This window comes from Pedobacter sp. ok626 (assembly GCF_900100435.1).
In the GTDB taxonomy this organism is placed as follows: Bacteria; Bacteroidota; Bacteroidia; order Sphingobacteriales; family Sphingobacteriaceae; genus Pedobacter.
The window spans coordinates 596,998-608,623 of the sequence record NZ_FNEX01000001.1; the positions used below are offsets into that span (position 1 = coordinate 596,998).

Annotated in this window: 10 protein-coding genes and 1 pseudogene; 6 read left to right on the forward strand and 5 right to left on the reverse strand. The window is 39.3% G+C overall.

What is annotated here, in order from left to right:
• The first annotated feature begins 6 nt into the window (after window positions 1–6).
• Window positions 7–684: a response regulator transcription factor gene (locus tag BLS35_RS02085; protein ID WP_090777273.1), complete on the forward strand. Its 678-nt coding sequence runs from the start codon at window positions 7–9 to the stop codon at window positions 682–684.
• Window positions 681–1,934 (forward strand): sensor histidine kinase, encoded by a 1,254-nt coding sequence (locus BLS35_RS02090; protein ID WP_090777275.1) that lies wholly within the window; start codon window positions 681–683, stop codon window positions 1,932–1,934. Before BLS35_RS02085 ends, BLS35_RS02090 begins: the two co-directional genes overlap by 4 nt.
• Here the strand turns inward: BLS35_RS02090 and BLS35_RS02095 are convergent.
• The 3 genes from BLS35_RS02095 to BLS35_RS02105 all read right to left on the reverse strand — a co-directional run bounded on the left by BLS35_RS02095 (window position 1,920) and on the right by BLS35_RS02105 (window position 6,193).
• Window positions 1,920–3,767: a ComEC/Rec2 family competence protein gene (locus BLS35_RS02095; protein WP_090777277.1), complete on the reverse strand. Its 1,848-nt coding sequence runs from the start codon at window positions 3,765–3,767 to the stop codon at window positions 1,920–1,922. The two genes, BLS35_RS02090 and BLS35_RS02095, sit on opposite strands and share 15 nt — an antisense overlap.
• Window positions 3,767–5,788 carry a type II secretion system protein GspK gene (locus tag BLS35_RS02100; protein ID WP_090777279.1) on the reverse strand — a complete coding sequence of 674 codons (2,022 nt, stop codon included), beginning with the start codon at window positions 5,786–5,788 and terminating at the stop codon, window positions 3,767–3,769. The genes BLS35_RS02095 and BLS35_RS02100 overlap by 1 nt, the downstream gene beginning before the upstream one ends.
• A 69-nt stretch (window positions 5,789–5,857) precedes the next feature.
• The gene (locus BLS35_RS02105) at window positions 5,858–6,193 is read right to left on the reverse strand and encodes a MerR family transcriptional regulator (protein ID WP_090777281.1); all 336 of its coding nucleotides are present in this window, start codon (window positions 6,191–6,193) and stop codon (window positions 5,858–5,860) included.
• A gap of 141 nt (window positions 6,194–6,334) precedes the next feature.
• Between BLS35_RS02105 and alaS the strand changes: the two genes are divergently transcribed.
• Window positions 6,335–9,034 (forward strand): alanine--tRNA ligase, encoded by a 2,700-nt coding sequence (gene alaS, locus BLS35_RS02110; RefSeq protein ID WP_090777283.1) that lies wholly within the window; start codon window positions 6,335–6,337, stop codon window positions 9,032–9,034.
• An 82-nt stretch (window positions 9,035–9,116) separates the two neighbouring features.
• On the opposite strand, the gene BLS35_RS02115 is transcribed toward alaS, so the two are convergent.
• Window positions 9,117–9,359 (reverse strand): hypothetical protein, encoded by a 243-nt coding sequence (locus BLS35_RS02115; RefSeq protein WP_090777285.1) that lies wholly within the window; start codon window positions 9,357–9,359, stop codon window positions 9,117–9,119.
• A 43-nt stretch (window positions 9,360–9,402) separates the two neighbouring features.
• Window positions 9,403–10,092 (reverse strand): SIR2 family NAD-dependent protein deacylase, encoded by a 690-nt coding sequence (locus tag BLS35_RS02120; RefSeq protein WP_090777287.1) that lies wholly within the window; start codon window positions 10,090–10,092, stop codon window positions 9,403–9,405.
• A 121-nt stretch (window positions 10,093–10,213) separates the two neighbouring features.
• Between BLS35_RS02120 and BLS35_RS02125 the strand changes: the two genes are divergently transcribed.
• The 3 genes and pseudogenes from BLS35_RS02125 to BLS35_RS02135 form a co-directional block, all read left to right on the forward strand.
• Window positions 10,214–10,747 (forward strand): tetratricopeptide repeat protein, encoded by a 534-nt coding sequence (locus tag BLS35_RS02125; RefSeq protein ID WP_132225896.1) that lies wholly within the window; start codon window positions 10,214–10,216, stop codon window positions 10,745–10,747.
• A gap of 84 nt (window positions 10,748–10,831) precedes the next feature.
• Window positions 10,832–11,353: an ExbD/TolR family protein gene (locus tag BLS35_RS02130; protein ID WP_090777357.1), complete on the forward strand. Its 522-nt coding sequence runs from the start codon at window positions 10,832–10,834 to the stop codon at window positions 11,351–11,353.
• 44 nt (window positions 11,354–11,397) lie between these two features.
• A pseudogene (locus BLS35_RS02135) lies at window positions 11,398–11,626 on the forward strand (IS1182 family transposase); the annotation flags it as partial.

The following is an 11,626-nucleotide window of genomic DNA, read 5'->3' on the forward strand; positions in this document are numbered from 1 at the left end:
TTTTACATGAAGATATTGTTGATTGAAGATGAACAGCCCCTTAGAGAGAGTATTATTGCTTATTTTACTGGAGAGGGCAATATTTGTGAAACGGCTGTTGATTTCAAATCTGCAATAGATAAAATAGCTGTTTATAATTACGACTGTATTTTACTAGACCTGACTTTGCCTGGTGGTGATGGACTGGAGATACTGCGGCGTCTCAAAAAAATGAATAAAAACGATGGCGTGTTGATTATTTCTGCGCGACATTCTCTAGAAGATAAACTAGATGGTTTGAATCTTGGCGCAGATGATTACCTGATTAAACCTTTCCATCTCTCAGAGTTAAAAGCAAGGGTGATGGCAATTGTTAGAAGAAAAAGTTATAGCGGTAGCAATGTTATTGTCTTTAATGAGATCAGTATTGATACATTGGCGATGAAGGTTGAAGTTGCTGCGCATGCAGTAGCCCTTACAAAAAAAGAATACGATCTGTTGGTTTATTTTATTGCAAACAGGGGGAAAGTGATTTCTAAAAACGCACTTGCAGAGCATTTGTGGGGTGATGAAATTGACCTCGTTGATCATTTTGATTTCATTTATACCCATATTAAAAATCTAAGAAAAAAACTGATGGAAGCTGGTTGTCCGGATTATGTCAAATCTATGTACGGTGTAGGTTATAAGTTCGAAAGCCAATGAAATTATTAGTTAAATACAACAGGGTAACCATAATTGCCTCTATCATTATACTTGTATTTACTGGTGTCATTTACTATGCTGTGATTCACTTTATTTTAACGGATCGACTGGATAAAGATCTGGTGCTGGAGGAAGAAGAGATTGTTGCTTATGTAAAGACATTTGGCAAGCTACCGCTGGCTGGAAATTTTAAAGATCAGAAAGTCGTTTATCGGCTCATGAAGCCGGGTGATTCACTTGAACGTGGTTTTTTTAATACTGCGTATCTCAACGAATCTGAGAATAAGCATGAGCCTGGGAGAACTTTCGTTACTTCTTTGAATGTAAATGGAGTGCCATATGGGATTACAATTACCAAATCACGTGTGCAAGCTGAGGATTTGGTGAGGATGATTTTAATGATCACCCTGGGAGTAACAGTTATGCTTTTGATCACATTGATGCTGATCAATCGATTTTTACTGGGAAAGTTGTGGCGACCATTTTATACTGTTTTAAAACAGATGAAAGATTTCAATCTTGCTGATAAGGATGAAGTGGTGGCAGAGGATACAAATATCGATGAATTCAGGGAGCTAAATCTTGCAGTTATAGCCATGTCGGCACGCGTGAAACAGGATTATAAAGAGTTGAAAAACTTTACTGATAATGCCTCTCATGAAATGTTGACGCCCCTGGCTGTGATTAATTCTAAGCTGGATACCTTAATTCAAACGGAAACCTTTACTAATGTTCAAGGAGAGGTGATTGAGGATATTTATTTGGCAGTAAGCCGACTATCTAGATTGAATCAATCGCTCTTGTTGCTGGCTAAGCTAGAAAATAACATGATAGCAGCAGATCAAGAACCAATCAATTTGAAAGAACTTATCGAACAAAAGCTCAGGCAGTTTCAGGAGCTGATGCAGATACAGGGTGTTGTTTTAAGTCAAAAATTGGAAGATAAAGAGTTGAGCATGAATAGATACCTCGCAGATATATTAATCAATAATCTATTCAGTAATGCCATTCGTCATAATTATGATGGAGGTGAGATTGCTGTGCATTTGAATAATCAGGAATTGAGTGTTAGCAATACTGGTAATCCTGAAAAATTATCGGATCAGGCATTTGAACGGTTTTACAAAAATGCTGCGTCTGAAGGAATGGGTTTGGGGCTTGCGATATCCTATCAAATTTGCGCTCAGTATGGGTTTAAGCTCGCTTATGATTTCAAAGATGGAAAGCACATTTTCCTAATGATCTTTTAATTCTGGAGAACCGACGGCTTCCCTGAATTGAATTTGAGTTACTTTACGCTGGTCGAGTGCAGGTTTAATAAAATACTTGAAAGCCTTATTCTCTGAAGTTAGATCTGTAAAAAGAATGGCCTTATGCGAGTAGATAAATGCTACTGCGTAATTTTTCTTTAAGGCGAACCTAATTGTACTTTTTTGATGAAAGGAATGTATCTTCCTATAAGTCGTGAAGCTCTGTAGACCTACAAAAAGTGCTATAGCGGTAATCAACATGCCCTTCTTGGCTTCACTTGCAGCCATAATAAATAGCGTCAGGGCTATGCATAGCACAATCAATTCTGTTTTGCTGATCCAGATCGCAGATATCCCGGAAAAAGGTAGTCGGGCAATTTGATCTAAGCCCGAATTTGTAAAAGTGATGAGCCATTCAAATAGTGGTCCTAAGCATTCCAATTTAAAAAGAAGTATAATGAGTCCGATGTACATTATTAATGCCGTAGGGAGCGTGATAAATAGGTTGCTGAGTAAAAAGTAGAGGGGGAACTGATGGAAGTAGTATACGCTAAAGGGGTAGGTGGCCAATTGTGCAGCTAAAGACATGGCTATGGTGCTCCATATTTTATTTAACCAGGTGTGCTTAGGATGGAACCAGCACTCGATTTTAGGCTGCAGATAGATTAATCCTAAAATAGCAAGAAAAGTCAATTGGAAACCGACATCCCAAATGAGGAAAGGTTTATAAAGCAATAAACAAAAAGCAGCAAAAGCAACAATGTTATAGCTATTGGTGGTTCTGGTGAATGATTTGGCCAGGACATATACCGAAATCATGATGGCAGAGCGAAGCACAGAGGGGGAGAAGCCTGTAAGTAGCGCATAGAACCAGATCAGGCAAAGAATTAAGGTGGTTTTGATAAGTCTGGTAGCTTTGTTTTTATTGAGGAAGTAGAACAGCCAATTCAGTACAAGATAAATTAGGCCAACATGCATTCCAGAAACCGATAAGGCATGTATAGTGCCGGTTTTTGAATAAATATCAAGCATTTGAGGACTTAGATCTGCTCTATAACCTAATATAAGTGTGGATGCAACGGCAAACGCATCATCATTTTTGATGAGCTTGCGGTATATCGCTACCTGCTTCGCCCTTAATTCCAGCGCAAAAGCTATCAGTTTGTTTCCTGAATTGGTATTTAGCTTGATTAATTCCTCTTGTTTTAAAAAGGTTTGATAGTAAATATTTTGGGTGGCCAGCCATGCCTTAAAGTCAAACTCGGCTGGGTTGACTGAGGCTGGGATTTCAGAAAATCTGGCAGGTATGATCAGCTCCTCACCATACTTTAAGGTCAGCGGATTTGGATCGTTGACGAGGATAGATACCCTAATTTTTCCAGAAGCGCTATTTAAAAGCTGAATATTGTGTTTTTGGGCTGTTAATGAGGGTTTTGATGGGCTGTATTTGGTCACGATAGCGCTAAACAGAATTATATTCTGTCTCTTTTGTGGTTCGTTTAAAATTCTGATTTTTAGGTATTTTGATTTTTTAAATATATAATAATCAGTACATGTATGACTATTATATGAAATAGAAGATAAGCTGCCTGCAACGAATAGAAAACTATGAAGTATTACTCCATTAATGCCTTTGTAACGATAAATATTTCTCTTACTATAATTGATGTTTATGAAAATCAAAGTGGCGAATAAAAAGAGGTTTAGGATGAGCAGGTCGTAAAATAGAAAGTGGGTTTCGCGGCTATAGCAACTAACTATTCCCGTGGCAAAGGGGATCAGTATTCTTACAAAAACGATCTCCGGTTGGGCTACCACCCTAAGGTTGTCCATTAGAACTGATATCTGAGTTGTAATTTGATCTCAGTTTTCTTATTTCCTTCTATTTCATCTAATCCGGTACCGATTGTTTTGGTGTTCATGTAGAGGAAGAGTGCATACTTACACCAGATGTCTATTTTTTTGACTGGCCGGTACCTGATATTTATAAAACCACGGATACCATTGCCAGAATATATGCCGGAACCAGATCCATATAAAACGTCATTTTCGTAGGCGTAAATTCTGCTGTTATAGGATGAGGTTTTGAAATAAGCAAGACGTATGTTTCCTGATAATTTGGATGCTTTTGGGCTGTAGTTCACGTCGGTATAGACTAATATTCCTGATTCTTTTTTGTTTATATCTTTTTGATATTGAGTTATTTCTGTTCTTTGTTGAAAGTTATACTTTTGGTTTGGTTTCCAGCTGGCTTCCAGGCGGTAGGTTTGCTTCAGCACTTGTTCTAAGTGTGGAAAAGTACTTCCCGCATCCGGGTTTTGTTGTTTTTGTTCTCTTTTAAATCTCAGTGCAGATTTAAATGTTTTACCTCTTTTGTAAGTTAGTTGACTAAGGACTTCATAGCCGGCAGAAGCCGAATCGACTCTGTACTTTAACCAGGGGAATTTGAAGTAGTCGCCATATACTGACAAACTAAGGTTGCCTGGTAATAAATAATTCAGGCCCACATACCAACCTTTTTCATTATTAGTTTCAGCGCCTTCACCAACAGCTTTACTAAAGAAGTTATGGTAGTCTTTGTCATAGCTTCTGTGCAGTGCTACGGCTGATAATTTACGTGAAAGCGTTGCCATAGCGCCATTAATCAACGCGCGTCCTGCACCGATGCTTCGCGCCAGCTCTCCGTAAAAGTAAATGTTCCTAAAAGTGTAATTGTAGTGTAATCCAATATTAGTTAGGTGCCTGCCTGTAAAGCTGTATTTGTTATATAACTGCGTGCCTGTAACGAATGGGTGTTGGTAATCGGATTGATAGGCGACAAATCCGATGTTTAGATTGTCAGTGATGTATTGCAAAGCCCCGCCATAAACGGTTTGTTTCAATGACTTTTGATTTTTAAGCTCTGTTTGAGTGCGATGTAAACCGCTTATGCTAATGTTTGCAAGTGTAAATCTCTGGTCGTCTGTGGCTTTTAAACTTGCATCAAGTCGTCTGTAGGAAATAAAAGGGCTTAAGTGGATGTTTCTACCAAGGTTTAGGCTGCTCGAAATTCCACGGAAGAAGGAGGCTTCATTAGCGGAAGTATAGGGTTTTAAACCAACATCTTTGGCGGCTACACTGGTCACATCTGGACCTTTACCAAAAGCAAAACCAGACCATAGCGTTAGTCCCTGACCGAATTGTAAACTATAGTCACCAATAACGATTTTCTTAACGCGTCCAAGCTTAAGTAAAGTTATGTTGGCAGAAAGGTGGTCTAATCCTGTGCTACGGTTAAAAAGTCGTTCTCCGGCGTCCTTTTCGATTACCACTGCGCCAGATAGGATGTCCTGATAATGGAACCTGTAACGGAGTAATAACTTTTCGGGACTACCGAGGTATCTGCTGCCTGGCAAATCCCTAAAGCCTTTTTGCTTTTGGAGTAATTGAGCGTATCTTAAAATTAGGTCATGATTGGCTATCTGTGCCAGTTTTTTTAATTTCATCTGCTCATAGCCTTCCAACGTGCTTATGGTTACATAGGGCAGTAGCTTGTTGATGGTTTCCGAATCAAAACCGGGTATGGCCTGTAATTCCAAAACATCCAACAGTTTCGTGTTTGCGATATAGCTAAAGAAATTGCTGATTTGCAGAGGGGAAAGGAAGATTAGACCTTTTAACTCTTCGGACGAGGTTTTATGAAGGTTTATAGGGTGCTTACGGAAGAAGGTTAGCCGCTCTGTTAATTCAGATAAGTCTTCGCCTTCAATCGAGTTTTCGGCAAGCCCCTCAATGATGTCCTTGATTTTTTCTTCTTCTTGAGCTATAGCACTCAATCCGCCTTGCAGCAGAAATAGCAAACATAATATTCTCATTGTGATCAGCTTAAATTGGCCAAATCACTGTAGAAATTACTGAATAAAAAAAAATAATTGAGAAATAATTTAAATTTCTTCGTTTAGCTTTAGTAAGAAGTCCTTCAACTTTTCAAGCGAAGCGATGATTTTTTGGTTTTCTTTAACCTCTCCGCTGTTGGTTTTTAAATGCTCTTTAGCACCTTTTAGTGTGAAACCTTTATCGTCTACCAGATGGAAAATGATTTTTAAGTTTTCAATGTCATCAGGAGTAAATAACCTGTTGCCCTTTTTGTTTTTCTTGGGCTGTAACACGTCGAATTCCTTTTCATAAAAGCGGATCTGAGATGCGTTGACACCAAACATTTCGGTTACTTCACCCATGGTGTAATACATTTTATTTATTTCCCTTTCTTTGTAAGGCATATTTTTGTGTTGATTATTAGTTGATTACAGGTTTTATTTAAAGTGTTCAAACTTAGGAAAAGTTATGCAAGTATCAATGGGTAGATTAAAAAAAATATCACAATAATATGTTATTTTTGCTCAAAACAAATCAAGAGAAGGATGACAGCTAAGGAAATCAGACAGGCATACTTAAAATTTTTCGAATCGAAACAGCACCATATCGTTGCATCTGCACCAATTGTAGTTAAAAATGATCCAACCCTGATGTTTACCAACGCAGGGATGAACCAGTTTAAGGATTTATTTCTGGGCGAAGCCCCTATAAAATACCCACGGGTTACCGATACACAGCGTTGTCTACGTGTTTCAGGGAAACACAATGACCTCGAAGAAGTAGGTATCGATACTTATCACCACACTATGTTCGAGATGCTTGGTAACTGGAGCTTTGGTGATTACTTTAAAAAAGAAGCCATCGCCTGGAGCTGGGAACTGCTTACAGAGGTTTATAAAATACCAAAAGACAAGCTTTATGTGTCAATTTTTGAGGGAGATGAGAAAGAAGGTCTTCCGAGAGATACTGAAGCTTATGAGCTTTGGAAACAATATGTGCCGGAAGAGCGCATCATATTGGGCAATAAAAAGGATAATTTCTGGGAAATGGGCGATACCGGACCATGCGGACCATGTTCTGAGATCCATGTTGACTGCCGCTCAGAAGAGGAGCGTAAAGCTGTCGATGGTAAATCCTTGGTCAATGCTGATCATCCTCAGGTAATCGAGATCTGGAACAATGTATTTATGCAGTTTAACCGCCTTAAAGACGGTTCGTTGCAACCTTTGCCTGCTCAACACGTAGATACTGGAATGGGCTTTGAACGTTTGGTACGTGTTTTACAAGAGAAATCATCAAATTATGATACGGATGTTTTTCAACCATTAATCCAATTTATAGCTGCTAAAGCAAGTATTGAGTATGGTAAGGATGAGAAAACAGACATTGCAATGCGTGTAATGGCAGATCATATTCGCGCCATCTCCTTTGTAATTGCTGATGGGCAGTTGCCTTCAAACAATAAAGCGGGCTATGTAATCCGTCGTATCTTACGTCGCGCTGTGCGTTATGCTTATACTTTCCTAAACTTAAAAGATCCGTTTTTAAATGAGCTTGTTCCGATTTTAGCTGAGCAATTTAAAGGCGTTTTTGAGGAGTTGGCCTTACAGCAGGACTTTGTACAAAAGGTAGTTTTGGAAGAAGAAGTTTCCTTCTTAAGAACTTTAGCTACAGGTATCCAACGCTTTGAAAATTACACTAAAAAGCAAGCAGAGGTATTGATGGCTGAGAACGCCATTGAGCTTGAAAAGTCATTTAATGATCCCTGGGTGTATAGCATCCTGAAAGACGATATGGTGATCTCTGGAGCTTTTGCTTTTGAATTACAGGATACTTATGGTTTCCCGATTGACCTGACTGAATTGATGGCCAGAGAGCAACGCTGGGTCGTTGATATGGAAGGTTACAATACAGAATTACTTAAGCAAAAAGAGCGTTCGCGTGCTGCAACTGCTATAGATACGGGCGACTGGGTTCTGGTTAATCCTGATCTTGAAGTTGAGTTTGTGGGTTATGATGATTTTGAAGCTGAAACCCAGATTATTAAATACCGTAAGGTGATTGCAAAAGGTAAGGAGCAATACCAGATTGTATTGAGCAAAACACCTTTTTACGCGGAAAGTGGAGGTCAGGTTGGTGATACAGGTCGTTTGGAAGATCATAGCCGCCTTTTCTTCGTTGAAATTACCGATACTAAAAAAGAGAACGGCGTCATTGTACATTATGCTGATACTTTGCCAGAAGATGTTGAAGGACATTTCTGGGCGGTTATAGATGAGAATAAACGCTTGCTTTCGCAGGACAACCATACTGCAACGCATTTATTGCATGCGGCATTGAAAAAAGTATTGGGCGCTCATGTGAATCAAAAGGGATCATTGGTGAACGCTGATTACCTGCGTTTTGACTTTTCTCACTTCGCTAAGGTAACTGATGAGGAGCTGGCACAGATAGAGCATTTGGTAAATCAGAAAGTAAGAGAGAACATCCCATTGAAAGAGCAAAGGTATGTGCCTTATGATCAGGCGATCTCAAGCGGAGTAACGGCTTTGTTTGGAGAGAAATATGGCGATCTGGTGCGTATCATTACATTTGATGATCATTATTCTAAAGAGCTTTGTGGCGGTACACATGTTAAAGCTACCGGTCAGATTGGTTATTTTAAAATCGTTTCTGAGGGAGCTGTAGCAGCGGGAGTGAGACGTATAGAAGCGATCACAGCTGATAAAGCTGAAGCTTTTGTATTAGATCAGAACAAAGAATTAAATGAATTGCGTGCCTTGTTAAAGGGGAGCAAGGATTTAACTTCAGCTGTTTCTGCTTTGATAGAAGAGAATAACAAGCTAAAAAAGGATGCAGAGAAAGCTACCTTGGCACAGTCTGCCAATCTAAAACATGAAATTGTACATCACCTTAAGACGATTAATGGTGTTAATTTGATTGCCACTCATGTTGATCTACCTAATGCAGATGCGGTTAAGAACCTGGCATTTGCGGTAAAGGACATGGTTGATGATTTATTCCTTGTATTTACAACGCTGATTGATGATAAACCGGGTATTACGGTGATGTTGTCGGAGAATCTGGTAAAAGATAAGGGCTTGAACGCTTCAAATATAGTACGTGAATTGGCTAAAGATATTCAAGGTGGCGGAGGTGGACAGCCTTTCTATGCTACAGCGGGTGGTAAGCAAAAAGAGGGATTGAAATTAGTCCTGGAGAAAGCTGAAAGTATGCTAGCTTAAGCGTAATTGCTATTTATTGGGCCTTTCAGTAAGGAGATTCCGAATCTCTTTACTGAAAGGCTTTTTTTTGATGTTTTCTTTATTATTTAGCGTTCTGTAGATATACTTCCAGAATGTTTTTCAAATAGATTTCAGGCTTAGGCATGGTAATGATGGTACCAGGTTCTTTATCCTGCGATTGTTTGATGTAATTGGCTTTAATCTTTCCCCAGTCTTTCGAGTAAAGTTGAATAAACATGTCAACAAACTGTTTATCAGTGTAATCTTTAGGAAGTTTACTAAGCACAACTTCAATTTTCTCTTCTTTTCTATGTAATACTGCCATGAGGATCTTTTAATGTCCGCCAAAGCTACAACATTTTTTTATACTATTTACGGGCCAGGAGCTCTTCAACCATCATTGGAACCCCAATGGTGGCGGGCTGTTCAATCTTTCTCATGTGATCGCTCCCAGACATAGATGGCACATTTACATCCACCACATACCTAATCGTTTCTTTGGGTACATATTCTGTTAAACCTGCCGCCGGATAAACCTGTAAGCTTGTGCCTATTACTGCAAATACATTCGCTTTACGACAAAGTCTTGTGGCAAATGTCATATTCGGCACAGCTTCACCAAACCATACTACATGTGGTCTAAGCGGCTTCCCATGGGCGCAAAGGTCAGTGAAACGCAGTTCCCAGCCCGATATAGGGTAGGTTAGGTTGGATTCAATATCCGATTGTGAGCGGGTAATTACGCCATGTAGATGCAATACGTTTTTTGAGCCGGCACGTTCATGTAAGTCATCAATGTTTTGGGTAATGATTTGAACATTGTACTTGTCCTGCAATCTGGCAAGTGCTTTATGTGCCTCATTAGGCTGTGCTTCCAGTACTGATTTACGACGCTCATTGTAAAACTCTTGTACCAATTCCGGGTTACGTAGCCAGGCTTCAGGCGTAGCAACATCTTCGATGCGATGATTTTCCCATAGACCATCTGAATCTCTGAATGTTTTGAGCCCACTCTCTGCGCTAATTCCAGCACCCGTTAATATGACTATGGTTTCCATTTGTACAATTTGATAGCGAATATAATCAACTGTATATTGGTTTCAATGCGGTTTAATGATGAATTTATCATCATAATAGCTGGATATTTTTTTTATTTCAAAAAAATCATACCTTTATTCTATGATTAAATGCCTCTCTTTTATGTTGTTAGCGACGCTCGTTGCTTCTTGCGAGTGGAGTTCCTCCTCTTCATCTTCAGATGCGCCAGTATCTGCCGTAAGGAGAAAAATAGCCTATGAAAAATGGCTGGAAGTAGCCAAGGAAGATTTCAGACTCTGCCCAAAATATGGGAATGGAGTTAAATCGCAGGAACAGATTAATGCTGATAAAATCTTTTTAGAAACGGTTATTGCGAAGGCGGGAAGTCCAGATTCTGCATCCAATCACTATTTTCTGAAAGCATGCGATTACCTTAGTCATGATGATTTGCAAACTACCATGTATAGACTTAACCAGGCGTGGATGCTAAATCCTAGAAATCCGGATGTATACAGGGGATTTGGATGGGTTTACAATCGTTTGGAAGAATACCAATTGGCCCTTGAGCAGTTTAATGAAGGTTTATCTTATGATCCTAAAAATGAAGAACTCCTTATGGAGAAATCATTTGTCGAAAAAAGACTTAAAGCCTCAAAAAGACCTACTTCTCTGTAAAAATTATTTATCCACTTTGTCCATATTCCGCTTATGGAATCGGGGTTCTTTGCGCATCATCTTATTGAAATAAAACAAAAGATTATGGCCGAATTAAGCGTTTCCTCGAACAGAAGAGCGGTTCCTAAAGTTGATTTAACCGCTATGGTTGATCTTGCATTTTTGCTGATTACCTTTTTTATGCTCACTACATCATTATCTAAACCAGTAGCGATGGATGTGGTAAAGCCAGATGAGCCTCTGGATGACGTGCAGGAGCCTGTTCCCGCTTCCCGTTCAATGACCATTTTGCTCGGTAAAAGTAACAAAGTAGCCTGGTATATGGGGGAGGCTGATAAAAGCCAACCCGTAATCGAAGGATTTGGAGGTATAAGGCAATCAATTTTGAAAAATAAGTTGAAGGTGGATGCCGCAAATGCCAATAATCCTAAAAAATCTCTATTTGTGATCATTAAACCTACAACAGGAGCCAACTACAAAAACTTTGTAGACATTATGGATGAATTAAAAGTAGCTGGTATTACTGCCGCCCCTGCAATTGATGATGATCACATCACTATAGAAGAGCAAGAGTTTATGAGACAAAAGAAGCTGTCTCAAAAGTGAGGCAGCTTCTTTTTTTTGATGTGAAATTTTTGTAATTTAAAGTCATGTCAGGAAAAGTAGTTTTTAAGCCCTATGATCCGGATCAGGCGACATTTTTACCTTATAGCCTGGAAGAGTTAGTGCCTTTAGGCCATCCGGTTCGGATCGTTAAACAGGTTGTCGATCAGGTAGATGTTAAACCGATCAACCGTAAATATAAAGGAGGCGGAGCCTCCAGCTTCCATCCCCGTTTGATGTTGAAACTGTTGGTCTATGGTTACCTGAGTAATACGT

What these genes read in the sequence shown, in the direction of transcription:
- BLS35_RS02115 (WP_090777285.1), bottom strand. Translation starts at nt 9,359, where the DNA reads ATGGCAGTATTACATAGAAAAGAAGAGAAAATTGAAGTTGTGCTTAGT.
- BLS35_RS02100 (WP_090777279.1), bottom strand. Translation starts at nt 5,788, where the DNA reads ATGAGAATATTATGTTTGCTATTTCTGCTGCAAGGCGGATTGAGTGCT.
- BLS35_RS02125 (WP_132225896.1), top strand. Translation starts at nt 10,214, where the DNA reads ATGATTAAATGCCTCTCTTTTATGTTGTTAGCGACGCTCGTTGCTTCT.
- BLS35_RS02105 (WP_090777281.1), bottom strand. Translation starts at nt 6,193, where the DNA reads ATGCCTTACAAAGAAAGGGAAATAAATAAAATGTATTACACCATGGGT.
- BLS35_RS02085 (WP_090777273.1), top strand. Translation starts at nt 7, where the DNA reads ATGAAGATATTGTTGATTGAAGATGAACAGCCCCTTAGAGAGAGTATT.
- alaS (WP_090777283.1), top strand. Translation starts at nt 6,335, where the DNA reads ATGACAGCTAAGGAAATCAGACAGGCATACTTAAAATTTTTCGAATCG.
- BLS35_RS02130 (WP_090777357.1), top strand. Translation starts at nt 10,832, where the DNA reads ATGGCCGAATTAAGCGTTTCCTCGAACAGAAGAGCGGTTCCTAAAGTT.
- BLS35_RS02095 (WP_090777277.1), bottom strand. Translation starts at nt 3,767, where the DNA reads ATGGACAACCTTAGGGTGGTAGCCCAACCGGAGATCGTTTTTGTAAGA.
- BLS35_RS02120 (WP_090777287.1), bottom strand. Translation starts at nt 10,092, where the DNA reads ATGGAAACCATAGTCATATTAACGGGTGCTGGAATTAGCGCAGAGAGT.
- BLS35_RS02090 (WP_090777275.1), top strand. Translation starts at nt 681, where the DNA reads ATGAAATTATTAGTTAAATACAACAGGGTAACCATAATTGCCTCTATC.